The organism is Yinghuangia soli (assembly GCF_021502675.1).
Lineage (GTDB): Bacteria > Actinomycetota > Actinomycetes > Streptomycetales > Streptomycetaceae > Yinghuangia > Yinghuangia soli.
The window spans coordinates 154,615-177,321 of record NZ_JAKFHA010000010.1 but is presented as its reverse complement, the minus strand read 5'-3'; the positions used below and the strand labels follow the sequence as shown (position 1 = coordinate 177,321).

23 protein-coding genes are annotated in these 22,707 nt (G+C 72.5%); 8 read left to right on the top strand and 15 right to left on the bottom strand.

Annotated elements, in window-relative coordinates:
* The 5 genes from ftsH to dacB all read right to left on the bottom strand — a co-directional run bounded on the left by ftsH (nt 1) and on the right by dacB (nt 7,215).
* Complete coding sequence (gene ftsH / locus LZ495_RS19125; RefSeq protein WP_235053550.1) at nt 1–2,067, bottom strand: ATP-dependent zinc metalloprotease FtsH; 2,067 nt, start codon at nt 2,065–2,067, stop codon at nt 1–3.
* Nucleotides 2,068–2,422: 355 nt separating this feature from the next.
* Entirely contained in the window at nt 2,423–2,989 is a 567-nt protein-coding gene (gene hpt, locus LZ495_RS19120; RefSeq protein ID WP_235053549.1) for a hypoxanthine phosphoribosyltransferase, read from the bottom strand.
* Nucleotides 2,990–3,090: 101 nt separating this feature from the next.
* Nucleotides 3,091–4,071 carry a tRNA lysidine(34) synthetase TilS gene (gene tilS, locus LZ495_RS19115; protein ID WP_235053548.1) on the bottom strand — a complete coding sequence of 327 codons (981 nt, stop codon included), beginning with the start codon at nt 4,069–4,071 and terminating at the stop codon, nt 3,091–3,093.
* Nucleotides 4,072–4,396: 325 nt separating this feature from the next.
* Entirely contained in the window at nt 4,397–5,578 is a 1,182-nt protein-coding gene (locus LZ495_RS19110; RefSeq protein ID WP_235053547.1) for an Rv3626c family coenzyme F420 biosynthesis-associated protein, read from the bottom strand.
* An 83-nt stretch (nt 5,579–5,661) separates the two neighbouring features.
* Complete coding sequence (gene dacB, locus LZ495_RS19105) at nt 5,662–7,215, bottom strand: D-alanyl-D-alanine carboxypeptidase/D-alanyl-D-alanine endopeptidase (protein WP_235053546.1); 1,554 nt, start codon at nt 7,213–7,215, stop codon at nt 5,662–5,664.
* 322 nt (nt 7,216–7,537) lie between these two features.
* On the opposite strand from dacB, the gene LZ495_RS19100 reads away from it, so the two are divergent.
* The gene (locus tag LZ495_RS19100; protein WP_231773328.1) at nt 7,538–8,029 is read left to right on the top strand and encodes an inorganic diphosphatase; all 492 of its coding nucleotides are present in this window, start codon (nt 7,538–7,540) and stop codon (nt 8,027–8,029) included.
* A 130-nt stretch (nt 8,030–8,159) separates the two neighbouring features.
* Here the strand turns inward: LZ495_RS19100 and LZ495_RS44925 are convergent, their stop codons facing one another.
* The 4 genes from LZ495_RS44925 to LZ495_RS19080 all read right to left on the bottom strand — a co-directional run bounded on the left by LZ495_RS44925 (nt 8,160) and on the right by LZ495_RS19080 (nt 12,301).
* On the bottom strand, nt 8,160–9,464 hold the full coding sequence (locus LZ495_RS44925) for a C40 family peptidase (RefSeq protein WP_235053545.1): 1,305 nt from the start codon (nt 9,462–9,464) through the stop codon (nt 8,160–8,162).
* A 57-nt stretch (nt 9,465–9,521) separates the two neighbouring features.
* On the bottom strand, nt 9,522–10,463 hold the full coding sequence (locus LZ495_RS19090; RefSeq protein ID WP_235053543.1) for a hypothetical protein: 942 nt from the start codon (nt 10,461–10,463) through the stop codon (nt 9,522–9,524).
* A gap of 38 nt (nt 10,464–10,501) precedes the next feature.
* Nucleotides 10,502–11,194: a DedA family protein gene (locus LZ495_RS19085; RefSeq protein ID WP_235053541.1), complete on the bottom strand. Its 693-nt coding sequence runs from the start codon at nt 11,192–11,194 to the stop codon at nt 10,502–10,504.
* Between the two features lie 219 nt (nt 11,195–11,413).
* Nucleotides 11,414–12,301, bottom strand: coding sequence for an alanyl-tRNA editing protein (locus LZ495_RS19080; RefSeq protein ID WP_235053540.1), 888 nt, complete (start codon nt 12,299–12,301; stop codon nt 11,414–11,416).
* Between the two features lie 161 nt (nt 12,302–12,462).
* Here LZ495_RS19080 and LZ495_RS19075 point away from each other — a divergent pair, with 161 nt between their 5' ends.
* Nucleotides 12,463–13,200, top strand: a complete 738-nt coding sequence (locus LZ495_RS19075; protein WP_235053539.1) for a hypothetical protein — start codon at nt 12,463–12,465, stop codon at nt 13,198–13,200.
* A gap of 244 nt (nt 13,201–13,444) precedes the next feature.
* On the opposite strand, the gene LZ495_RS19070 is transcribed toward LZ495_RS19075, so the two are convergent.
* Together LZ495_RS19070 and LZ495_RS19065 are read right to left on the bottom strand one after the other, a co-directional pair.
* Complete coding sequence (locus LZ495_RS19070) at nt 13,445–14,425, bottom strand: LLM class flavin-dependent oxidoreductase (RefSeq protein WP_235053537.1); 981 nt, start codon at nt 14,423–14,425, stop codon at nt 13,445–13,447.
* A gap of 108 nt (nt 14,426–14,533) precedes the next feature.
* Nucleotides 14,534–15,001, bottom strand: coding sequence for a MarR family winged helix-turn-helix transcriptional regulator (locus LZ495_RS19065; protein ID WP_235053536.1), 468 nt, complete (start codon nt 14,999–15,001; stop codon nt 14,534–14,536).
* A gap of 99 nt (nt 15,002–15,100) precedes the next feature.
* On the opposite strand from LZ495_RS19065, the gene LZ495_RS19060 reads away from it, so the two are divergent.
* Together LZ495_RS19060 and LZ495_RS19055 are read left to right on the top strand one after the other, a co-directional pair.
* Nucleotides 15,101–16,009: an SDR family NAD(P)-dependent oxidoreductase gene (locus LZ495_RS19060; protein ID WP_235053535.1), complete on the top strand. Its 909-nt coding sequence runs from the start codon at nt 15,101–15,103 to the stop codon at nt 16,007–16,009.
* Nucleotides 16,006–16,926, top strand: a complete 921-nt coding sequence (locus tag LZ495_RS19055) for a TIGR03619 family F420-dependent LLM class oxidoreductase (RefSeq protein ID WP_235053534.1) — start codon at nt 16,006–16,008, stop codon at nt 16,924–16,926. The genes LZ495_RS19060 and LZ495_RS19055 overlap by 4 nt, the downstream gene beginning before the upstream one ends.
* A 145-nt stretch (nt 16,927–17,071) precedes the next feature.
* On the opposite strand, the gene LZ495_RS45310 is transcribed toward LZ495_RS19055, so the two are convergent.
* Nucleotides 17,072–17,428 carry a L,D-transpeptidase gene (locus LZ495_RS45310; protein ID WP_372498597.1) on the bottom strand — a complete coding sequence of 119 codons (357 nt, stop codon included), beginning with the start codon at nt 17,426–17,428 and terminating at the stop codon, nt 17,072–17,074.
* 28 nt (nt 17,429–17,456) lie between these two features.
* On the opposite strand from LZ495_RS45310, the gene LZ495_RS45305 reads away from it, so the two are divergent.
* Complete coding sequence (locus LZ495_RS45305; protein ID WP_372498596.1) at nt 17,457–17,855, top strand: hypothetical protein; 399 nt, start codon at nt 17,457–17,459, stop codon at nt 17,853–17,855.
* Nucleotides 17,856–18,079: 224 nt separating this feature from the next.
* On the opposite strand, the gene LZ495_RS19045 is transcribed toward LZ495_RS45305, so the two are convergent.
* Both LZ495_RS19045 and LZ495_RS19040 read right to left on the bottom strand, forming a co-directional pair.
* Entirely contained in the window at nt 18,080–18,967 is an 888-nt protein-coding gene (locus LZ495_RS19045) for a TIGR03854 family LLM class F420-dependent oxidoreductase (RefSeq protein WP_235053531.1), read from the bottom strand.
* 416 nt (nt 18,968–19,383) lie between these two features.
* On the bottom strand, nt 19,384–20,640 hold the full coding sequence (locus LZ495_RS19040) for a hypothetical protein (RefSeq protein WP_235053530.1): 1,257 nt from the start codon (nt 20,638–20,640) through the stop codon (nt 19,384–19,386).
* Between the two features lie 277 nt (nt 20,641–20,917).
* Between LZ495_RS19040 and LZ495_RS19035 the strand changes: the two genes are divergently transcribed.
* Nucleotides 20,918–21,226 carry a hypothetical protein gene (locus tag LZ495_RS19035; protein ID WP_235053528.1) on the top strand — a complete coding sequence of 103 codons (309 nt, stop codon included), beginning with the start codon at nt 20,918–20,920 and terminating at the stop codon, nt 21,224–21,226.
* Between the two features lie 34 nt (nt 21,227–21,260).
* On the opposite strand, the gene LZ495_RS19030 is transcribed toward LZ495_RS19035, so the two are convergent.
* Nucleotides 21,261–21,779 carry a methyltransferase family protein gene (locus tag LZ495_RS19030; protein ID WP_235053527.1) on the bottom strand — a complete coding sequence of 173 codons (519 nt, stop codon included), beginning with the start codon at nt 21,777–21,779 and terminating at the stop codon, nt 21,261–21,263.
* Nucleotides 21,780–21,931: 152 nt separating this feature from the next.
* On the opposite strand from LZ495_RS19030, the gene LZ495_RS19025 reads away from it, so the two are divergent.
* Together LZ495_RS19025 and LZ495_RS19020 are read left to right on the top strand one after the other, a co-directional pair.
* Complete coding sequence (locus LZ495_RS19025; protein ID WP_235053526.1) at nt 21,932–22,282, top strand: winged helix-turn-helix transcriptional regulator; 351 nt, start codon at nt 21,932–21,934, stop codon at nt 22,280–22,282.
* Nucleotides 22,283–22,313: 31 nt separating this feature from the next.
* Complete coding sequence (locus LZ495_RS19020) at nt 22,314–22,652, top strand: hypothetical protein (RefSeq protein ID WP_235053525.1); 339 nt, start codon at nt 22,314–22,316, stop codon at nt 22,650–22,652.
* The last annotated feature ends 55 nt before the right edge of the window (nt 22,653–22,707 follow it).

The following is a 22,707-nucleotide window of genomic DNA, read 5'->3' as shown; positions in this document are numbered from 1 at the left end:
TCAGTTCTCCGCAGCGTCGGACGGACCGTCGGACACGCCGGTGCCCGCGGTCCCGGTGGAACCGGTGGTGGCCGCCTCGCCACCGTTGAGCGTGCCGTTGCCGTTGCCCGAGCCGTTGACGGTCAGTTCCTTGGGGGTCATGACCGGCGGGCGGCTGGACGGCTGGCGGCGGCTGGAACCGGTCCACGCCGGACGGGCCGGGCGCTTGGTGACCGGGGCGAAGATCGCCGCGACCTCGTGGCGGTCGAGGGTCTCCTTCTCCAGCAGCTCGAGGACCAGGTTGTCGAGCACGTCGCGGTTCTCGACGAGGATTTCCCACGCCTCGTTGTGCGCCGACTCGATGAACCTCTTGACCTCTTCGTCGACGATAGCCGCGACCTCTTCGGAGTAGTCGCGCTGGTGGCTCATCTCACGGCCCAGGAACGGCTCGGAGCCGTCGGTGCCGAACTTGATGGCGCCCAGGCGCTCCGTCATGCCGTACTGCGTGACCATCGCGCGGGCCAGACCGGTGGCCTTCTCGATGTCGTTCGAGGCGCCGGTGGTCGGGTCGTGGAAGACGAGCTCCTCCGCCGCGCGCCCGCCCATCATGTAGGCCAGCTGGTCGAGCATTTCGTTGCGCGTGGTGGAGTACTTGTCCTCCTCCGGGAGGACCATGGTGTAGCCGAGCGCGCGGCCCCGGGACAGGATCGTGATCTTGTGGACCGGGTCGCTGTTCGGCAGTGCGTGCGCCACCAGGGCGTGGCCGCCCTCGTGGTACGCGGTGATCTTCTTCTCCTTGTCGCTCATGAGGCGGGTCCGCTTCTGCGGACCGGCGACCACGCGGTCGATCGCCTCGTCGAGCGACTTGTTGTCGATCAGCTTGCCGTTGCCGCGCGCGGTGAGCAGCGCGGCCTCGTTCAGCACGTTGGAGAGGTCGGCACCGGTGAAGCCGGGGGTGCGCTTGGCCACCGCGCGCAGGTCGACGTCCTCGGTGACCGGCTTGCCCTTGGCGTGCACCTTGAGGATCGAGAAGCGGCCCTCGAGGTCGGGGCGCTCGACCGCGATCTGCCGGTCGAAGCGGCCCGGGCGCAGCAGCGCGGGGTCCAGGATGTCGGGCCGGTTGGTGGCCGCGATCAGGATCACGCCGCCCTTGACGTCGAAGCCGTCCATCTCGACCAGCAGCTGGTTGAGGGTCTGCTCGCGCTCGTCGTGGCCGCCGCCCAGACCCGCACCGCGGTGCCGGCCGACCGCGTCGATCTCGTCGACGAAGACGATGGCCGGGGCGTTCGCCTTGGCCTGCTCGAACAGGTCGCGGACCCGGGAGGCACCGACACCGACGAACATCTCGACGAAGTCCGAGCCGGAGATCGAGTAGAACGGCACGCCGGCCTCGCCGGCCACCGCGCGGGCCAGCAGCGTCTTGCCGGTTCCGGGCGGGCCGTAGAGCAGCACGCCCTTGGGGATCTTGGCGCCGACCGCCTGGAACTTGGCGGGCTCCTGGAGGAACTCCTTGATCTCCTGGAGCTCCTCGACGGCCTCGTCGGCTCCCGCGACGTCGGCGAACGTCGTCTTGGGGGTGTCCTTGGAGATCAGCTTCGCCTTCGACTTCCCGAAGTTCATCACCCGGGAGCCGCCGCCCTGCATCTGGTTCATCAGGAACAGGAAGACGATGACGATCAGCGCGAACGGGAGCAGCGAGAAGAGGATGCTGACCAGCGCACTCTGCTTGCCGATCTTGACCGTGTAGCCGTCCTTGATCTTGCCCTCGGCGGCCTTCTGGGTCAGCAGATCGGCGATGCTGTCGCCCTGCTGGTCGTTCAGGTACGACGACTTGATCTTGGAGCTGCCGTCGATCTTGATCGGCTTGCCGTCCGGGCCGTCCTTGAGGGACAGCTCGACCGCCTGGTCGTTGCCGCCGATGATCTTGGCGCTCTTCACCTGGTCGTTGTTGATCGCCTGGATCACGGTGCTGGTGTCGACACCCTTGTAGCCGCTCGACCCGCCGACGAGCTGCATCAGGACGAAGACAGCAAGTACGGCCAGCACGACCCACATGATCGGCCCGCGGAAAATGCGCTTGACGTCCATTCATGCGGGGCTATAGCCGCCCCGTCCCTCCTGCCAGCTCCATACCCGAGGACCTGATGGCCCCGGGTTCACTGCTCTGTCCGGTGTCGCCCACGAAGTGTCACTGCGTATGAAGGTACACCGGAGGTCGGCGCGGCACCGCGCCGCGCGTCGCCCATGGGCGGCGCGGCGCGGAGCCGACTCCTACCGACCCCTCCAACGTGGGGGGTGCGTTCCGTTGTTCCCGAAAGTCGCGTTCACCGTTCCCGCCGTGCGCGCGCGGTAACCGGAATCGCTCGGACCGGGTGGCCGGGGGTGCCCCGAAGCGGCGTACGGGCGGCGCCGGTCCGGCTCGGGACCGGCGCCGGACCGGGCGTCAGTGCGGCTTCGCGCCGGAGTACACGTGCTCCGCGAGGGTGCCCACGAACGGCAGGTTGCGGTAGCGCTCGGCGTAGTCCAGGCCGTACCCGACGACGAACTCGTTCGGGATGTCGAAGCCCAGGTACTTCACCGGGATGTCGACCTTGGCGGCCTCGGGCTTGCGGAAGAACGCGCAGACCTCGAGCGAGGCCGGGCCCCGCGAGGCGAGATTGGCGAGCATCCAGGACAGCGTGAGCCCGGAGTCGATGATGTCCTCGACCACCAGGATGTCGCGGCCCGCGATGTCGGTGTCGAGGTCCTTGAGGATGCGCACGACGCCGGACGACTTGGTCCCGGAGCCGTAGGAGGAGACCGCCATCCAGTCCATCTTGACCGGCGAGTGCATGGCCCGGGCCAGGTCGGCCATCACCATGACGGCGCCCTTGAGGACACCCACCAGCAGGACGTCGCGGCCTTCGTAGTCGCGGTCGATCTGGTCCGCCAGCTCGCGCAGCTTGGCGTTGATCTCGTCCTCGGTGACCAGCACGCGCGCGAGGTCGGTGCCCATGTCTTTCTCGTCCACCAGTGCTCTTCCCTACGAGTGTCCTGTGCAGTCCCCGAGGCGGGGCCTCCGGCGCGAAAGCCGGGCGGTCCGGGGTCCGGCGTGATCCGGCGGACCCAGACTCAAAGCTGCGAGGGTCGGTGGAAGAGAAGCTTTCCACATCGCCTGCGTATCTCCACGCCGCCCGGCAGGTTGATGGGGCCCTGCCCGCGCCACGAGATGACCAGGCGCTCGACCATGTCCACGTGCCGGGCGAACAGGTCGCCGGGCGGCGAGCCGACGCTGATCGCCTTGCGGCGCAGCACCCGGCGGCGTACCGCGGCGGGCAGTTCGGCCAGCGCCTCGACGTCGAGGCCGCCGTCCTCCAGGGTCAGTTCGGCCTGCACGCGGTCCGCCCAGGCGTCCAGCGCGTCCGCATCGTCGCGGAACAGCCGGGCGGTTCGGGCCAGCGACTCGCTGATGCCCGGACCGAGCGCCTTCTCCAGGACCGGCAGGACGTCGTGCCGCACCCGGGCCCGGGTGTACGCCGGGTCCGCGTTGTGCGGGTCGTCCCAGGTGGCGAGGTCCAGCGCGACGCAGGCCGCGCGGGTGGTGTCGCGGTCGATGCCGAGCAGCGGCCGCCGGTAGTGCCCTATGACCGCGGGCATCCCGGCCAGCGAGCGCGCCCCGGAACCGCGGGCCAGCCCGAGCAGGACGGTCTCCGCCTGGTCGTCGAGGGTGTGCCCGAGGAACACCGCGCGGGCCTGGTGCCGGGCCGCTGCGATGTCGAGCGCCTCGTAGCGCGCGGTGCGGGCCGCAGCCTCGGGCCCGCCGCGCCGGCCGACCCGGACACCGAGTGCCTCGACCGGGTCCAGGCCCATCGCACGCAGCCGGCCCACCAGGTCGACGGCCCGGCCGGTGGAACCCGGCTGCAGGCCGTGGTCGATGGTGATGGCGCCGGCCCGGATGCCCGCGCGCGAGGCCTCGAAAGCGGTGGCCGCGGCGAGCGCGAGCGAGTCCGCTCCGCCGCTGCAGGCCACCAGGACCAGATCGCCTGGGCTCATCGAGCGCAGCACGTCACGGACGGCGACCCGGGTCGCGGCGACAGCAGGATGCGGACCCACGCTCTACCTCCTGGGGGTGCACGGCGCTCGGCGCGGGCCGTGTGAGCCGGGCCGCGCAGTGCGCGATCCCCGGCCGACGCAGGCGGCGGTGCGACCCGGAATCCGCTGAACGTGCTTCAAAGCTACGGCACGCACTGGACCGACTGCGTGAAGCTTGCGGAGTGTCGCACCGGAAAGTAGTCGTGCGGATACTCTGAGTGGATCCCGATATCGCGTGCCTGCTCGGCCTGCCCGGCCCGGCTCATGGCCCTGCCTCGGGCCGGTTGCGGCTCTGCCCGGCGGGCCGTGCCCCGCCCGTGCGGGCGGAGCCGGCCCTGCGGACTGCCTACTCGGGAGCGGAGCGGGTGCTGTGCACGCGGTCCACCCAGGTCTGCGGGTCGGCGATCTCGCCGCGCGTGGGCAGCGTGTTGGGCGAGGTCCACACCCGGTTGAAGCCGTCCATGCCGACCTGGTCGACGACCATGCGCACGAAGCGCTCGCCGTCCTTGTACTGGCGCAGCTTGGCGTCCATGCCGAGCAGCTTGCGCAGCGCGAGGTCCAGGCGGCCGGTGCCGCGGGCACGGCGCTGCTGGAACTTCTCGCGGATCTCGCCGACGCTCGGGATGACCTGCGGGCCGACGCCGTCCATGACGTAGTCGGCGTGCCCTTCGAGCAGCGACATCACCGCGGTGATGCGGCTCAGGATCTCGCGCTGGACCGGGGTCTGCACGAGTTCGACCAGCGAGCCGTCGCCGCCCCGGGACTCCTCGTCGGCGTCGCCGCGGCGGCCCGCGACCAGGGCCTGCGCGGCGTCCCGGAAGCGGCGCGCCATCGCGGCGGGGTCGACCTCGGTCTCGGTCAGGAACGCGTGGACTTCCTGCTCCAGGTGGTCGCGCAGCCACGGGACCGCGGTGAACTGGGTGCGGTGGGTCTCCTCGTGGAGGCACACCCACAGGCGGAAGTCGCGCGGTGCGACGTCCAGTTCGCGTTCCACCTGGACGATGTTGGGCGCCACCAGCAGGAGGCGCCCCGGGCCCGCGGAGAGCCGCTTGCCGCCGAGTCCGTCCTCGGCACCCTCCGCGGTGGCCGGGATGTCCGGGTTGTCCGGCAGTGCCGCGGGGGCGAACGTCTCGTACTGGCCGAGCACTCGGGCGGACAGGAAGGACAGCAGGGTGCCCAGTTCCAGGCCGGTGACCTTGCTGCCCATGCCGGTCAGGGCGTTGCCGCCGGGGATGTTCTCGCGGCGTTCGTTGACCTTGTCGAGCAGGGGACGCAGCACATGGCGGAAGCCCTGCACGTTGGCGCGCACCCAGCCGGCCCGGTCCACGATCAGCACGGGCGTGTCGTTGCCGCGCGTGTCCAGGCCGGTGAAAGCCCGTACGTGTCCCTCGGATTCCGCGGCGTGCGCCCGGAGTTCGGCGACGACGGCGCGGGCCTCGTCGCGGGTCACCTCGGGCCCGGGACGCACCAGCCGGTTCGCCGTGGAGACGGCCAGGTCCCAGTCGATCATGTCCGCACCGCTCGTCATACGGCCACCGTACGTGCTGGAAGGAGTGTTTGGGCGGGCGAAGCGCGCGTTTTCCGGTCGGTACCGGCCATCGCGCATTCCGGTCACCCGGCCGCGGCGGCCGGTGCGGAGGCCGCGGGGGTGCCGCAGCCGCAGTCGCCGAGGGCCGCGGCCATCTTGTCGAGGGCCGGGCGGGCCAAGTCGGCGCCGCCCGGGACCTGGTCGGCCAGGAACGCGAAGGCGAGCAGCCGCCCGTCGGCGTCGCGCACCACGCCGGCCAGGGTGCTGACGCCGGTCAGCGAGCCGGTCTTGGCCCGCACGATGCCGGTCGCGTCCGCGACGTCCGCCCGGCCGAAGCGGTCCTTGAGGGTGCCGGTGAACCCGGCGATCGGCATCCCGGTGACCGCGGTGCGCAGTTCGGGATGCGCAGGGGACGCGGCGAGCGTGATGAGCCCGGTGAGCACCGCCGGCGGCAGCTTGTTGGCCCGGTTGAGGCCGCTGCCGTCCTCCAGGTGCATGGCCCCGAGGTTCACGCCGAGTCCGGCCAGGACCTCCTTGACGGCCTCGCTGCCGCCCGCGAAGGACGCGGGCTTGCCCTTGGCGACCGCGATGTGCCGCAGCAGCGCCTCGGCGATGTCGTTGTCGCTGGCCATCATCATCTGCTCGACGACCTCGGGCACCGGCGGCGAGTGCACCGCGGCGAGTTCGGTGCCGGGCGCGGGGGCCGTGCCGGCCTGCGCGGCCGGGGCCGGGTCGACCGAGGTGCCGGCGGTGCCGGCCGCGGCGCTGCCGGCCGCGGGTTTGCCGTTGACCGCGATGCCCTGGCGGGCCACGAGCTGCGCGAACTGCTCGGCGGCCTTGGCGGCCGGGTCGGCGACGCGGGCGCTGGGGCCCTCGACCTTTTTGCCGTCGACGCGGCCTTCGTCGGCCATCAGGGCGACGACCGGCGCGATGTTGTCGTTCGGGCTGATCGGGTGGTTGGCCGGCCCGGAGTACAGCGAGGTGTCGTAGGCGAGCTGGACCTGCGTGATGCCCGCGGCGCGCAGCGCCTTCGCGGTGGCGGCGGCCAGCGCGTCCAGCCGGGCGGGGGCGTACTGCCCGGCGTACTGCGAGCCGTCGAGCGCGGTCAGCGTCGGGTCGCCGCCGCCCACGAGCACGATCGTGCCGGGGGCCGCGCCGGCCAGCACGCGGGTGGTGAACCGCTGGTCGGCCTTGAGGGCGGCCAGCGCGGCGACGCCGGTGGCGACCTTGGTGGTGGACGCGGGGACCGCCCCGCGGTCGGCGTCCACGGCGTAGAGCGTGCGGCCGGTGGCGACATCCACGACGGAGACCGCGGTCTTGCCGGGGCCGCCGAGCGTCTTGTCGGCCAGCAGCGGCTCCAGGACGGCCTTGACGCCCTGGTCGGTGGGCAGCCGTCCGGCCGGGTTTTCGTCCACCGGGGCGAGCACCGGCGGTGTGATACGCCTCTCACCCGTACCGCCGCCCGCGGCACCGGACGCACCCTGCGCACCGGCCTGGGCTCCGCCGCTGCGCTTGCTGCCGTGGTGCTCTCCGACCCGGTAACCGTCCTGCCAGGGGCCTGCGGCCCAGACCGCAAGGACCGCCAGCAGGATCCCCGCGACGGTTGCGGCCAGGGCCACCGTCCTCACCCTGGGCACGCGCGACCAACCCCTTTCGACAGATCCACTTCGGCAGCCCCGGCGGGCATGCGAGACACTGTCAGCAGACTAGGTTCTGTTCGGGACTCCGGCAGGACTCCTGTCACCCCTACGGGTGTGCAGGACGTCCCCACCGAAACACCGTCCACCGTGCGTCGAGGAGGGCCGCCGGCCCGGCCGAGGCCCGGCGCGGCCGTCCGAGTCCGCAGGCAGTCCGCCACGTCCCCGAAAGGCCCTGACCGGCCGCTTCAGGGTGCCGTGCGGCCCGCCGACGCCACGGACAGACCCTGATGATCCCGGCCGAACAATGGATGGAGGAGCCTTGGAGTTCGACGTCACCATCGAGATCCCTCGGGGTTCGCGGAACAAGTACGAGGTGGATCACGAGACCGGCCGCATCCGGCTCGACCGCATGCTCTTCACCTCGACGCGCTACCCGGCCGACTACGGCTTCATCGAGGACACCCTGGGTGAGGACGGCGACCCGCTGGACGCCCTGGTGCTGCTGGAGGAGCCGACCTTCCCGGGCGTGCTCATCCGCTGCCGCGCGATCGGCATGTTCCGGATGACGGACGAGGCCGGCGGCGACGACAAGGTCCTGTGCGTGCCCGCGACCGACCCGCGCATGGAGCACCTGCGCGACATCCACCACGTGCCGGAGTTCGACCGGCTCGAGATCCAGCACTTCTTCGAGGTGTACAAGGACCTCGAGCCCGGCAAGTCCGTCGAGGGGGCCGACTGGGTCGGCCGCGTCGAGGCCGAGGCCGAGGTCGAGGCGTCGTTCAAGCGCCTGAAGGAGTCGGGCCACCACTGACCGCCTCGCCGGCGGCCACGGTGACCCGCGTCCGTACGCGGTACCGCAGTTCTCGCAGGACCCGCAGCACCCGAAAGGGCGGTCCTCCCGGATGGGGAGACCGCCCTTTCGCCTGCCCGGGTGACCGGGGTCAGGGGCGGGCGTAGAAGTCCGGGGTGCCCATATAGAACATGCTGCTGATCCGGATCACGTCGCCGGTGCGCGGGGCGTGGATCATCAGGCCGTCGCCGAGGTACATCGCGACGTGGTGGATGTCCTCGGCGCGCGGCGTCTCGGTCCAGAAGATCAGGTCGCCGGGCCGGAGTTCGGCGTAGCCGACGGGCCGGCTCTCGGCGTACTGGGTGGCCGCGAAGTGGGTCAGCGCGACACCCGCCTGGCGCCAGGCCTGCACGACCAGTCCCGAGCAGTCGTAGCCGTGCGGGCCCTCGCCGCCCCAGATGTACGGCTTGCCGAGTTGCGCCTTAGCGTAGGCGATCGCCGCGGCGGCGCCGCTGCGGACCGGGGCCGGCCGGGCCGCCTGGGCGCTCCCGCCGGAGGCTCCGCCGGCGGCGCCGGGCCGGGCCTGGGGCCGTCCTGCGGCCGCGGCCGTCTGCCGGGCGGCCTCCTCGGCGCGGCGCCGGGCCTCGGCCTCGGCACGCTGCCGGGCTTGTTCGGCGAGGCCTTCCTGGCGCTGCCGCTCGAGTTCGAGCGTGGTGTCGCGGGCGGCCGCCAGGTCGGCCAGGAGGCGGTCCTGCCGCAGGGCGAACTCTCCTACCCGGGACTGCTGTTCGGCGACCTTGGCGGCGGCCGCGGCATAGGCGCTGCGCACCGTCTCGGCGGTCTCCCGGGTGCGCCGGGCGGCGGCCTCGGCGGTGTGCCGGGCGGTCTGCGCGAGGCGGGCGGCCTCGCTGCTGCGCCGCAGGCCTTCCTCGCGGGCCCGGAGCACGGTCCGCATCGCCTCCGCTCGCATGGCGGCCTCGGACGGTGTGGACGAGTCGAGCAGCATGCCGAGCGTGCCGAGGCGCGAGCCGCCGTCCATCCGGTAGGCCTCTGCGGCCAGTCGGCCCAGTTCGTCGCGGGCCTGCGCGACTGCGGTCCCGGCGGCGGCCACCTGCTCTTTCGCCTGCCCGGCGGCCCGGGCGGCCAGCCCGGCCTGCACTTGGGCGCCGTTGTAGGCCTCGACCGCGCGGGCGGCGTCCAGCGCGCTCCGGTCGAGTTCGGCGCGGGCGCGGTCGAGTTCGGCCTGCAGGCGGACCGCATCCGCGGCCTTGGCCTGCACGTCGGTGCGGGCGCGGTCCACCTGGCCGGCATCCGGGAAGGCCCCGGCGCCCGGATCGTCCCCGGGTGCGGCGACGACCGGACCGGCGAGCAGCGCCAGCGCCAGAGCGGCAGGCGGTCCGCCGCGCGCGACCGCCCGGAACAGGATCTTCCGCTTCCGCGGCGCGCTACGGGTCACGCACGCCACATTAGTGACATGAAGTGACTAGCGCATCACAGATTGTGACCTTTGGCTCTATCGGCCGAGCGTCCCGGGAACCTGCCACAGCCGCACCAGCCCCGAATCGGGGTCGGCGGTCACCCACGTGCCGTCGTGCCGCACCACGAGCCACGCGCGGCCCTCGTCGTCCGGGTAGTCGACCTCGGCCACCGGGCGCAGGTCGGGCACCGAGAACACCACGTGGCGCTGGTTCGAGGACGCCGCGACCACCCGGTCGGGACCGAGGAAGCCCGCGTAGAAGTCGAAGACCTCGTCGTCCTCCGGGAACAGCGCGTCCGGCCGGCGGGCCGCCACGATCCCGCCGTCCGGCGAGCGCAGCAGCGCGAGCGGACCCTGGCCGTACGGCGTGGTCAGCATGAGGCCGGAGCCCGGCTGGATGTCGATGAGGATGCGGCTGTCGCCCGCGGCGATCTCGGCGGGCGGCCCGTCGCCGTCCGAGCCGACCAGGAAGATCCGGTACGCGTCGTCGCCGTGCCCGGCCGCGACGCCGACGTGCAGGCCGTCCGGATGCGGCAGCAGTTCGGAGCCCACCGTGGACGCCGGGAGCGGCGCGGTGCGCAGCACGGTGCCCTCGCGCGCGTCGAACAGCACGCAGGCGTCGCCCTCCTCGGTGCGCACCACCGCCCACACGCCGCGCGCATCGGTGCTCACCACGCACGAGCCGGATTCCTCGAACTCCCAGTCGGCGTGCGGATGCGACCAGATCTGACGTCCGGTCATGTCCAGCACGCTGACCCGGTCGGGACCGGACGCGGCCACGAACGACAGGTCGGGCGCCACCGCGTGGCCGCCCTTCCATTCGCGCGGCAGCGGCACGGTGCGCACCACCGCCAGCGAGTCGTCGAGAACGAGCAGCTCGCCGTCCTCGGTGTGCGCCAGCCAGACCGAGGCTCCGGGCACCCGGTCGAGGCTCCACAGGGGCGGCAGCGAGGTCTGCGCGGCAAGGAGAGGACGCATGCGCAGACGCTACCGCCGCGGGGCGCCGCGCTTGTACGTCAGTCCGTACGTCGGGCGCCCGCGTGCGTCTCCTGCGGCTCCTCGGACCGCGCCTCGGCGCGCGCGGCACGCGAGCCGGCCCGGGCCCGCAGCACCTCGTAGACGATCGGCAGGACGGACAGCGCGACGATCCCGATGAGGATGAACTCGATGTTGGTGCGCACGAAGCCGATCTGGCCCAGGAAGTAGCCGAGCACCGTGACGCCGCAGGCCCACAGGATGCCGCCGATGACGTTGTAGAGCACGAACGTCCGGTACTTCATGTTGGCGACGCCGGCCACGATCGGCGTGAAGGTGCGCACGATGGGGACGAAGCGGGCCAGCACGATCGAGCGCGGCCCGTACTTCTCGAAGAACTCGTTGGCCTTGGCCACGTTCTCTTGTTTGAAGAGCCGGGAGTTGGGGCGCGTGAAGAGCGTGGGGCCGACTTTGCGGCCGAAGAGATAGCCGACCTGGTCGCCCGCGATGGCGGCGATCACCAGGAGCAGGCAGACGAGCCACAGCGGCTGGTCGAGGTACTTGCCGTCGGCGACCAGGAGGCCGGTGGTGAACAGCAGCGAGTCGCCCGGCAGGAAGAACCCGATGAGCAGGCCGGATTCGGCGAAGACGATGGCGAGGATGCCGATGAGGCCGAACGTCGAGATCAAGTACTCGGGGTCGAGCCAGGAAGGCCCGATGGCGAGGGTGGTCACGGCGGCGGCCTTCCGGTGGATGCGGCAACGGGCTCAGGGCCGAGGCAGGGGCCATGAGTCATGGAAATGCAAAGGGACGGTCTTCCAAGAGTAACGTCGCTCGGCATTGCGCGGTTCCCGAAGCACGCGAAACAGCCCCTGGGGGACCGGAAAACCGGGGCCGCCCGGGGCGGGCCGGGGGCGTCCGGGGATCTTCGCGCCCCGGACGCACCCGGGCGGTCAGCCCTTGGCCGTCACCTTGGTGCGGACGGTGAACTCGGTGCCGTCCTCGGACAGCGCCAGGTCGACGACCACCGACTCCAGCTCGGCCAGGCTGTGCACGTGGCTGCCGCCGCACGGGATGTGCGCGTCGCCCTCGGGCAGCGCGCAGTGCCACACGCGGCGGGCGGTCAGCGCCGGGTCCGGCACGTCCAGGCGGACCTCCGCCCCGGTGGCCAGCCAGCCGGCCAGGGTGGCGTTGGTCCGGTCCCGCACCGCGTCCAGGTCCGCCGCCAGGTCCTCGCTGCCGAAGCCCTTCTTCCGCAGCGACTTGCCGATCCGGTAGTCGTCGCGGCTCTCCCACGTGAAGATCTTCGAGGTGTCCATCGCGAGGTTGTCGAAGTCCGGGCGCCCCAGCGCGTCGGTGCGGACCTCCTTGCGCCAGCGCGGCGCCAGGGCCTCGTTGAGCGCGAACGCCATCAGGTGGCAGGCGGTGTGCGCGGCGCTGAGCGCGGCGCGGCGGTCGGCGTCCACGGCGAGCTCGGCCTGCGCGCCGACCAGCGAGGCCGGGTCCACCCCGTCGGCCGGGTCCACGACGTGCAGGACCAGCCAGGCCCACGTCTCGTCGCCGCGGCGTACCGGGATGTCCGCGGCGACCGCGAACTCCCCCTCCGGGCCCACGCCGCCGGTCTGGCAGTCGGCGACCGGGTAGGTCCGGCCGGCCACGGTGAGCGTGCCGGTGTCGGCGGGCTGGTCGGGCCAGGTGTGGTCGAGCGGGTGGAACGGGGTGTCCGCCACCACGACCGCCCACCGGCCGTCCGGCAGCACCGGCACGGCGAGGACCTCGGACTTCCCGGCGATGTCCCCCGCGGGGTAGCCGACGGTCGTGGACGTGGTGGGGAGGGACATGCCCGGCACTCCTCGCGTGTGGTGTTGCGCCGTTTTTGGCGGCGCGGCCGTGTCCGCGGCGGTGTGCGGACCGGCTCCACCGATCATGTACGAACGGCATCGAATCAGAAAGTTCAGCGGAAGCCGCCGCAGTCCGGACAGGCAAGGAGAGGGAACTGCAGGTGCACCACGGGGCCGCAGCGGCGGCCGAGGCGGTCGCGAGCGACAGCCTTCCGGTCCGGCACGCGATCGGCTGGATGCTGGGCGCGTTCATCGTGACCTTCGTGCTCACCCGGATGGTGACGCGGCTGATCCGGGCCGGCAAAGGCCCGTTCCGCAACGTCACGTTCGGCGGCGGCACGCTGCACATCCACCACCAGGTGTGGGGCATCTTCCTGATGCTGATCTCGGGTGCCGCGGAGTTCGCATACGAGCCGGGCGGGGTCGGACGGGCGGCGCTGGCCGCGGCGTTCGGCGCGGGCGCCGCGCTCACCCTCGACGAATACGCGCTGTGGTTCCACCTGGACGACGTCTACTGGTCCGCGGAGGGCCGCAAGTCGGTCGACGCGGTGCTCATCGCGGCCGCGCTCGGCCTGCTCATGATGCTCGGCGCGAACCCGTTCGACGTGGGCAGCGGGGACAGCAAGCCGGAGATCGCCGGGGTCGTCGTGGTCAACCTGGCCTTCGCGCTGGTCGCGATCTTCAAGGGCAAGGTGGCCACCGGGCTGATCGGCATCCTGGTGCCGTTCGTCGCCTGGGTCTCTTCGGTGCGCATCGCCAAACCCGATTCGCCGTGGGCGCGTTGGCGGTATCCCGAGGGATCGCGCAAGCACGCGAAGGCACTGCGCCGGTTCCCGCCCGGGCACCGCACGGCGTGGGACAAGTGCAAGGACCTGATCGGCGGCGCCCCCAGCAGCTGAGCCGAGCCCGTGGACCGGCTGCCGGGGGCACTGCCGCGCATCCGGTCCGCCACCGGATGCGCCCGGGGCCGGCGAAGAAGGGCGCCGGCCCGCGCTGGGGTGCTCCGTGGCAGAGGGTTGCCTCAGGAAGACGATTAGTAACACTAGTGGCGCGCAGTCACTCGGGCGGCCGAGTGTCCCGGCCGCCCGAGTGACTGCGCGCATGAGGACGCCGCGACCCGGTCGTGCGGGCCGCGGCCGGTGCTCACAGGTTGGGGATGACCTCGGTCTCCAGCAGCTTGAGGCTCTCCCAGGCCAGCTGCGGCGGGATGCCGCCCATCATCGGGTGGAACAGCCCGAACGCGGCGTCGCCCATCGCCTTCAGCTCGTCGACGTACTGCTCGGGGGTGATCACGCGGTACTGCCCGGTCTTGCGCAGCTCGTCCACGCTGTCCACGCTCGTGTAGCCGCCGGCCCCGCTGGTGCCCGCCTCGGCCATCATCGCGCCGTACGCGTTGACCTCGTGCATCGCGAACGGCGCGATGCGCTCCCAGTCCGCGTCGGGGTCCTTGGACAGGTGCAGGAACCCGGTGTCGCCGCCGAAGTACGGGCCCGGGTCCTCCTGGCCGAGCTTGAGCTTCTCGTCCCGGTAGAACTCCCACAGGCCCGGGTTGGACGGCATGAAGCCGTCCGCGATGCGCGCCGCGCGGCGGGCCGCGGCCTCGACGCTGCCGCCCAGGATGATGGCCGGGCCGCCGGACTGGAACGGGGTCGGGGTGACCTGCACGGTCCGGCCGCGGAACTCGAACGGCTCGCCGGTCCAGGCGGCCCGCAGCGTCGCCACCATCTCGGTGGTGAGCTTGGCGCGGTCCTTCAGCGACCGGTCGAACATCGCGAACTCGTGCGCGGCGTACCCGTTCGCGAGGACCACGCTGACGCGGCCCTGGCTGATCAGGTCGACGACCGCGAGCTCCTCGGCCATGTGCAGCGGGTCGTGCAGCGGCGCGGGGATCGCGGCGATGGTGACCATCATGTTCTCGGTGCGCGACGCGATGGCCGCGGCCATCGGCAGCGGGCGCGGCAGGTAGCCGTCCTCGGAGGCGTGGTGCTCGGAGAGCGTCACCATCATGAAGCCGAGGCGCTCGGCCCAGCTGACCATGTCCAGCGCGGCCGCGTAGCGCTCCCCCATGCTGGTGCCGGCGAAGGCCGGATTGCGGAAGTCGAAGCGAAGCGCGAACACAGCCATGCCGTTGTCTCCTGTTCCCACGCCCGCAGCCCTGCGGGCGCCCCGTGCCTGATGGATCGTCAGGTTAGTGTCGGGCGCCGGAGAGAGCCAGATGCTGGACGCAATCCATCACTTTGTCTCGCGCACCGCGGCGGCCGCGAGCAGCGGGTCCGGTTCGGCCAGCACGCGGACCAGGAGGGTGCGGAGCATGCGGCGGTCCGCATCGCCGAGGCCGCGCAGCGGCGGGTCGACGGCGAGCCGCTCCAGCAGATCGGCGCGCAGGGTGCGGCCCTCGGCGGTCAGCTCGACCTGCTTGGCGCGGCGGTCGCCGGGCAGCGGGCCGCGGCGTACGAGTCCGCGCTCCTCCAGCCGGTCCACCACGAAGGTCACGTTCGGCGGCTCGCAGCACATGCGGCGGCCCAGTTCGCGCATGCCGGCCGGTTCGGCGAGCTCGTAGACCGCATTGGCCTGCGAGGCGGTCAGCCCGACCGCCGAGGCGCAGGCCGCGAAGTGCGCGTCCAGCCGTGCGGTGGCCGCGTAGAGCAGCGGCGTCAGGCCGGGCAGGTTCTCGTCGGCGCCGTCCGCGCGGGTCTCCATGGCCGCGCAGCCTATCGTGCGAGTGCGAATGATTACAGCTCGAAATATTTGCGGTATAACGTTCTGCATGTGCTGACGGATCGTCAGAAAGGCCCGCGCATGGACTCCCCGCCCCCGCCGCTCCCCCTCGCCGGGCGGATGGCGCTGATCACCGGCGGCAGCGGCGGCATCGCGTCCGCCTGCGCCGCACGGCTGCTCCGGGACGGCTGCTCGGTGACGCTGAGCGCCCGCCGCGAGCCCGAACTCGCGGCGGTGGCCGCCAGGCTGCGCGCCGACGCACCGGCCGGGGCCGAGGTCCGGCACGTGGCTGCGGACGCCTGCACCGCCGAGGGCGTCCGGGCCGCGGTGGCCGAGGCGACCCGGCCCGCATCCGGCGGGGACTCCCCCGGACGCCTCGACGTCTGCATCGCCACTGTGGGCGGCGGCACTGTCGCCCCGATCCTCGCGATGGACGACGAGGCCTTCACCGAGGACCTGCGCCGCAACGCGGTCAGCGGATTCCTCGCGATCAAGTACGCCGCCCCCGCGATCGCCGCGTCCGGCGGCGGGGCGATCGTCGCCGTCTCGACCACCGCGGCCAAGCTCTCCTGGCCGTACTTGGCCGGGTACGCGGCGGGCAAGGCGGGCCTGGAGGCCCTGGTCCGGGTGGCCGCCGACGAACTCGGCCCGGTCGGCGTCCGGGTCAACGCGGTACGCCCCGGCCTGGTCCGCTCCCAGGAGGACGCCCGCATCTTCCGCGACGAGGAGCTGCTCGGGCAGTTCCTCGCCAACAAGCCCCTCGGCCGCACCGGCCTCCCCGAGGACATCGCCGAAGCCGTCCGCTACCTGGCCGGCCCGGAGTCCTCGTGGACCACCGGCCAGAGCATCGCGGTCGACGGCGGCAACGAACTGCGCAGCGCGCCGTCCTTCGAGAAGCTGGCGCGCGCCTCGCTCGGCGACGCCGCCGTCGACGCCGCACGGAGCGGGCAGCCGCCCGCGAAGCCCCCGACAGTCAGGAGTACGCCATGACCGACGACGTCCAACTCTCCATCGGCCTGCCCAACTTCGGCACCTGGCCGGGCGGCGACTGGCGCGGCTTCCTCGATGTCGCCCGGGCCGCCGAGGACGCCGGCATCGACCGCATCGTGCTGGTCGACCACGTGGTCATGGGCCCGCACACCGACAAGTACGTGTGGGGCCGCTTCCCCACGCCGCCCGAGGCCGAGTGGCCCGAACCGCTCACGCTGCTCTCCGCGATCGCCGCGGTGACCTCGCGCGTCCGCCTCGCCACCGGCATCCTCATCGCCCCGCTGCGCGGCGCCGCGCTGCTCGCCAAGACCGCCGCCACCCTGGACCAGATCAGCGGCGGCCGCCTCGACCTCGGCGTCGCGGTCGGCTGGCAGCGCGAGGAGTACGACGCGGCGGGCCTGGACTGGGACCGGCGCGGGCAGCTGCTCACCGACACCATCGCGGCGTGCAAGGCGCTGTGGACGCAGACCCCGGCGGCGTTCAAGTCCGAGACGGTCAACTTCACCGACACGTACCTCATGCCGAAGCCCGTGCAGCCGGGCGGCGTCCCGCTGTGGATCGGCGGCACGCTCAACAAGCGCAACCTGGCGCGCATCGTGGAGTCCGGCGACGGCTGGATCCCGATCATGGGGCTGTCCACCGCCGACATGGGCCGCGACGTCGCCACCATCCGGCAGGCGCTGGCCGACGCGGGCCGCGACCCGGCGGCGCTGCGCGTGCAGGGGCCGGTGCCGATGGTGAAGGGCGAGGACGGCAAGTTCGACCTGGCCCGCACCCTGGAAGGGGCGCCGGAGGTCATCGCGGCCGGGGCGACCGCGCTGCAGCTCCCCATCCAGGCGTTCTGCGCCGGGCCCGCGGACGCCCCGGCGTTCTTCGCCGACGCGCGGCGCCACCTGGACGCGGTGCTCGGGCGCTGACCCGCGGCGGGCACGCGAAGGGGGCGGGGCCATCGGCCCCGCCCCCTTCGGCAATGCGCGGTGCTGCCGGTGCCGTCGGCGGCACCGCGATGCAGAAGTACCGGACGTGCTGGAGGTACCGGGAGTACGGGAAGTACTGGACGTACTAGGAGCGGTAGACGATGACCTTGTCGCCGACCCGCGCCTCGTTGAAGAGCTTCTGGATCAGCGGCTTGTTGCGCACGTTGACGCAGCCGTGCGAAGCACCGTTGTACCCGTTCGCGGCGAAGTCGGGCGAGTAGTGCACGGCCTGGCCGCCGCTGAAGAACATCGCGTACGGCATGGGCGTGTGGTAGATCGTCGAGACGTGGTCCCGGGACTTCGAGTTCACCTGGAACGCACCCTCGCGGGTGGGCAGTTCCTTGGAGCCGAAGCGCACCTCGAAGCCGTACTGCGGCACGCCGTCGATCACCCAGGTGAGCTTGCGGGTGGTCTTGTCGATGCACATCGCGCGCCCGGTCATGCAGCGCGGGTCGAGGTTGCCGGCCGGCTTGGCCGGCGGCTTCGTGGTGGCCGGCTTCGTGGTCGCGGGCTTGCTCGTCGACGGCTTGGCGCTGGTGGACTTGGCGGACGGCTTGGCGCTGGTCGCCGTCGGCTTGGCCGAGGTGCTGCTCGGCGCCGCGGTGGTGGGGATCGACGTCGGCGAGCTGCTCGGGGCCCCGGTCGTCGGCGTCTCCGCGGGAGTCGACGCCCCGGTGGCCGGTGCCGAGCTGCTGGTCCCCGCCTTGCCCTTGGCGTCCGTGTCCTTGTCGGACGATCCGGACGTACACGCGGACGCAGCCAATATGACAGCGACCGCCGCAGCCACGGATATGCGCGTCTTCTTCAAGTCCTTCCAGCCTTCCTGTGCCCGGCACAAGCTCAGTCCCGGGATATCCCGAGTGGTGTGACCCGAGATGGCGATCCCGAGTTGGTTCTGCCCGATTGACGCGATCAGCAGGACCTCGGGTTGCACTCCGTTTGTCTCAGGTCTGTCACTGAGCAATAGGAAGCGGCCTCGGCGGGAACCTGGGCACAGCCAGCAGTTATGCGGTCTTCGCCTGCTTCAGGGAAACGCTTCTTTCGTCCGTGATCAGCGTACGCCCGGCCTTACGGCACGGCTTGGGGCCGCGCGTCACGTCTCCAGCGGGCCCAGCTCCTGCGCGAATTCGTCCAGGAACGCCGCCCAGGACACGGGCGGCGTGGCCGGGCGCACCACGAACTTGCTGATCCCGCCGTCCACGCAGGCCCGGATCATGCGGCGGGCGGCCGCCCACCCGACCGGGACGAGGTCGGCCGGATCGGCCTCGGGCGCCCGCTCGCGCAGCGCGCCGAGCAGGGCCGCGGGGTAGTCGCCGAAGGCCACCGGCAGGCTCAGCCCGTAGTGGTCGTCCTCGACGATGCGGCCCGCCTCGGCGGCGGCCGCCTCGATCGCGGTCCGGCCCCGGGCCGCTTCCGCGGGCGTCACCCCGGCGGCCAGCCAGCCGTCCGCGAGCCGCCCGATACGGCGCAGCGCGGCCGGACCGCTGCCGCCGAGCCACAGGTCCAGGCGGCGTCCGGGACGCGGCCGGACGGTGATCCCGGCGCACCGGAAGTGGGCGCCCTCGAAGGTGACATCGGTTTCGTCGAGCAGGCGGCGGACCAGGGCCAGTGCCTCGTCGAACACCTCACCGCGACGGCCCGGCACCGGGAAGAGCGGGCGCTCGAAGGCCCGCGCGTGCTGCACGCCGAACGCGGGCAGGATGCGCCCCGGTGCCAGATCGGCCAGCGTGGCCAGCTCCTTGGCGACCGCGACCGGGTTCCGGCCGGGCAGCACGGAGACCCCGGTGCCGAGCTTGAGGCGCGCGGTCCGCCCCGCGGCGAACGCCATGCCGACGTGCGGATCGGGCAGGTCGGACGTGACGCTGTCGGGCAGCCACAGCGAATCGACGCCGAGCTTCTCGCACCAGTCGACGAGCCCGCCGAAGGACATCTCGTCGTCGGCCGCCCGCGGCCCGAGCCCCACACCTATGCGAATCTTCACCACCCCACCGTCGCCCGTTGCTGACGCATCGTCAACAGCCGGTCGGCGCGTCGCCGGTCAGCGACCGGGGCAGGGCGGGTAGGGCCGCCTGAAGGAGCCGAGACCGCGGGCCACAGCGCGGCGTTCAGCGGCGGGGGTCGATGGCCTCGAGCGGGTCAGCGACGGGGATCGGGGTGCGCGTCCCCCCGACCGGGACGGGCGGCAGCAGCGGCGAGGCCCGCCTTCTCCACTGCAGGGCGGGCTGTTCCCCTCGCACGGCAGGCGAGGCCAGACGGCAGGCGGGACGGGCGCGGCCGGGCGGTGAGCGGGGAAGCGGCACGCCGGTCAGCGGCAGCTGCCTTCTCGGCGGCACGGGATTCAGCGACGGCCTGCGGCCTCGGGCGGATCGGCGGCGGCGATCGGTGCGTGGGCCCCCGCTACCGGCGCCGGGCCCGGGTGTGGTCCGCGGGGCCTTCGGAGTGGAACGGGAAGACCATCTGCAGGTCGGTGACCACGATGGGCTCCCGGGTCAGGTCCAGGTCGTCCGGGTCGGCAGGCGGCGTCGAGGGGTCGGGTTCCGGAGTGCGCGCGGGGGTCGCGGGAACGGGCGTCTCCGGCGCGGGCGCGGACGGGCTGGGCGACGACGGAGTGGGCTCCGCAGGCTCCGGAGCCGGGGGCGCGGCCGGGGCCTTCCACTCCCGGGCTCCGGTGGCAACTGCCTTGGCCACCAGGGCTGCGTCGACCGGTACGTCGAGCACGGACTGGCGTACCTGCACGGCGGCGAACGGGGCACCGGCCTTGCCGTGGGCGAGCGCCTGCTGCGAGTACAGCCCTTCCTCGGCACCGAGGCAGACGTCCACCCACGAGCGGCAGACCGTGAAGCCGCCGCTCTCCGCCGCCGCCGCGACGGCCTCGGCGAAGGTCGGTTCGGCACCTTCCGGCAGGTCGACCTCGACATCGGCGACCGCGAGGTCGGCAGGCAGCGCGTCCAGCCGGACCGCGGGCATCGCGCGCTCGCGCAGGAATTCGCTCCACATGTGGAACACCGTGCCGGTGCAGCTGCTCGGATCGGCGGCCGCGGCGCAGTCGGCGGCCGGGCCCTTGGGCACCGCCGGAGCCGTGCACCCCGCGGCACCCTCCGGACCGCCCGCGTAACGCTTCGCACCGGCCAGGAGCAGCACGGACTCCGGTACGCCCCGGGCCACTTCGACGCCGAACCGCTCGATGCCGGGAGCGCAGCCCGGGTGCGGGACCTGGACCGCGACGGAGGTGCCGAGTCCCATCACGTACGCCGACCCCCAGCCCTTGGTCGGGTGCTCGTAGGGGAAGACCCGGCCGAAGTAGACGCCGCTGGGGACGTCCTGCTGCACGGTTCCCGAGTAGCCGCGGGGGTAGAGCGCGTCGTCGGCGCCCTGCCAGTCGCGGGCGATCACCCGGTCCAGGCCGGTCCGCAGCCCGTCGCGCACGGCCGCATCGGGGGCCTCGTAGCCGGTGTCGGGGAGGGCGCCGAGGTCGCGCGTGACCATCTCGTAGAGGTCCACGGGTTCGGGCGGCGGAATCGCGGGACGGCCCTGCGCGGCCGGTGCGGCCGCCAGCAGGCCGCACAGCCCTGCAGCGGCGGCGACGAGGGCCACGACTCGAGGGGCGCGGGCGCCCCGCGGAAGGCCGGCGAAATGGTCACGATATGCAGTCATCTGCTCACGCTAAGTCGACAATCTGCGACACGCCCGCAACCCTGTTCGAACGTCACCCGGGAGGGCCCATCTCGCCAGGAAAGATCCGGCGTGTCCACTTACGATCGAAACAGATCGCACATGAGCACTATCCGAGAGCGACCTTTGCCTAATTGACACGTTTGGCCTAGTCGATCCCGGTTAGTCGTCAGAAGTAACGGCACGGCACCAAGGCAGTCGCACGGCCCGCCATTTCGGGCTCGGAGACCGCCTTCACCCCCGACCTCAGGCGGCGCACATGTACCTCGTTTTCGCCCTCCTGGCTCCGATAGCGATGTTCGGTCTCCTGCCCGGCCTCGCGTGGTTCGAGGACCGCATGCTCGGCCCTTCGGCACTCGGCTCCAAACGCAATCCGGCGCCGTCCCCGGCCGCGGATCCCGCACCCGCCCCGAGCGCCGCCGACGAGGTCTCCGATCCGCTGCCGACTCCGATCCCGCTCCAACCGGTCGCGGCCGCCGTGCCCGCCGCCCCGGATCCCGCGAACGCCCCGGTCCGGCACCATCTGCGGCACACCCCCAAGCGCCGCCGCGGCCTGCGCGCCGCCTGACACCCGCCCCCGCGGCAGGCCTCGCGCCCGCCCCTCACGGCTCCCGGTACGGACGCGTCCGGGGCCGCCAGGCGGGCACCGCCGCACAGTAGGCCTCGTACTCCGCCCCGAACTGCCGTCGCAGTGCGGGCTGCTCGTACCAGCGCACGAACCACGCGAAGAGCGCGGCCAGACCCGCCGCGTACGCCCCCAGCACCACCGGCCGCCAGAGCAGCAGCGCCTGGCCGGCCACCGCGCCCACCACCGCCAGGTACATCGGATTGCGCACATAGCGGTAGAGCCCGCCCACCACGAGGCGCCCGGTCGGCGCGACCGGCGCCGGGGTTCCCACCCCCTCGCGCACGAAGCGCGCGAACGCATGCACGAGGACGGCCGCCGACACGGCCAGCAGCAGGCCGCCCGCGGCCCGGATCGGGGTGGCCATCCAGCCGTCCGGGTCTCCCGCGGCCCCCGACCGCCAATCGGTCAGCAGCCAGGGCACCACGCCGGCCACGACCCCCGGCGCCGCCGCGAAGAACAGGGAACTGCCCAGGGCGGCCGTCGATTTCCGCATGTCGGACATTGTCCGCCCCGGGCCCCCCGAGGCCCAGCCGCCACGGCGGCGCACGGACCGGGACCGCCATGAGGGTCCGCCGGACGCCGATGTAGTGTCGAAACCCGTCGGGGGCGGACAGATGCCCACGTACCGGCAAACGAGGGGAACTCATGCGGGGACGCCACTACAGCTCCGGGCTGGAGGCGGCCGTCGACGTCGTCGGCGGCAAGTGGAAGGCCCTGGTCCTGAGGGCCCTGCACGCCGAGCCGCGCCGCTTCGGCGAGCTCAAGAAGGACGTCGCCGGGATCACCGAGAGAGAGCTGATCGAGCAGCTGCGCGAGCTCGAAGGCGACGGCATCGTGCACCGCGAGATCTACCACCAGGTGCCGCCGATGGCGGAGTACTCGCTCACCGCGCTCGGCCAGGAGCTGAACACCGCGCTGGACGCACTGGGCGTCTGGGGCACCCGCCACATGGACCTGATCGAGGAGCGCCGTTTCGGCATCGCTGCAGTGAGCTGACCCGCGGACGGCCAAGGCCTAGGGTCACCCCATGGGGAAGGCACGGAGGCGAGAGCTCCGCATAGGCGCACAGGTATGGCTGTGGTCGGTCCACCACCGGCATCCGCCGTGCCAGGAAGTGCTGTCCCTGCGCCGGGAAGGCTCCCCCGCGGTCCTGCGGCTGGTGTTCGCCGAACGGGGTGGGCGGTTCGCGTCCGGCGGCTACGCGCACTCGGGCCTGGTGGGGTCCGCCGACGCTGCCCTGAACCTGCACGAACCGGGCGTGGTGCGGAGGTTCGTCGATGCGGCCGACGCGCTCGGACTGCCCGCGGCGGGGCGGAACGAGACCGAGATCGACGGATGGCCGCTTTTTGACACGCTGACACGCTGACGCGCGACCTGGGCTTCTGTGGTGTGCCCGCGAACCCGGTCCGCGAGCACTGCGG

Coding starts and splice junctions, on each gene's coding strand:
- LZ495_RS19080 (WP_235053540.1), bottom strand. CDS start 12,301: ATGTCCCTCCCCACCACGTCCACGACCGTCGGCTACCCCGCGGGGGAC.
- LZ495_RS19040 (WP_235053530.1), bottom strand. CDS start 20,640: ATGACTGCATATCGTGACCATTTCGCCGGCCTTCCGCGGGGCGCCCGC.
- LZ495_RS19060 (WP_235053535.1), top strand. CDS start 15,101: ATGGACTCCCCGCCCCCGCCGCTCCCCCTCGCCGGGCGGATGGCGCTG.
- ftsH (WP_235053550.1), bottom strand. CDS start 2,067: ATGGACGTCAAGCGCATTTTCCGCGGGCCGATCATGTGGGTCGTGCTG.
- LZ495_RS19090 (WP_235053543.1), bottom strand. CDS start 10,463: ATGCGTCCTCTCCTTGCCGCGCAGACCTCGCTGCCGCCCCTGTGGAGC.
- LZ495_RS19065 (WP_235053536.1), bottom strand. CDS start 15,001: ATGGAGACCCGCGCGGACGGCGCCGACGAGAACCTGCCCGGCCTGACG.
- LZ495_RS19110 (WP_235053547.1), bottom strand. CDS start 5,578: ATGACGAGCGGTGCGGACATGATCGACTGGGACCTGGCCGTCTCCACG.
- LZ495_RS45310 (WP_372498597.1), bottom strand. CDS start 17,428: ATGACCGGGCGCGCGATGTGCATCGACAAGACCACCCGCAAGCTCACC.
- LZ495_RS19025 (WP_235053526.1), top strand. CDS start 21,932: ATGCGGGGACGCCACTACAGCTCCGGGCTGGAGGCGGCCGTCGACGTC.
- LZ495_RS19035 (WP_235053528.1), top strand. CDS start 20,918: ATGTACCTCGTTTTCGCCCTCCTGGCTCCGATAGCGATGTTCGGTCTC.
- LZ495_RS19030 (WP_235053527.1), bottom strand. CDS start 21,779: ATGCGGAAATCGACGGCCGCCCTGGGCAGTTCCCTGTTCTTCGCGGCG.
- LZ495_RS19055 (WP_235053534.1), top strand. CDS start 16,006: ATGACCGACGACGTCCAACTCTCCATCGGCCTGCCCAACTTCGGCACC.
- LZ495_RS19070 (WP_235053537.1), bottom strand. CDS start 14,425: ATGGCTGTGTTCGCGCTTCGCTTCGACTTCCGCAATCCGGCCTTCGCC.
- LZ495_RS19020 (WP_235053525.1), top strand. CDS start 22,314: ATGGGGAAGGCACGGAGGCGAGAGCTCCGCATAGGCGCACAGGTATGG.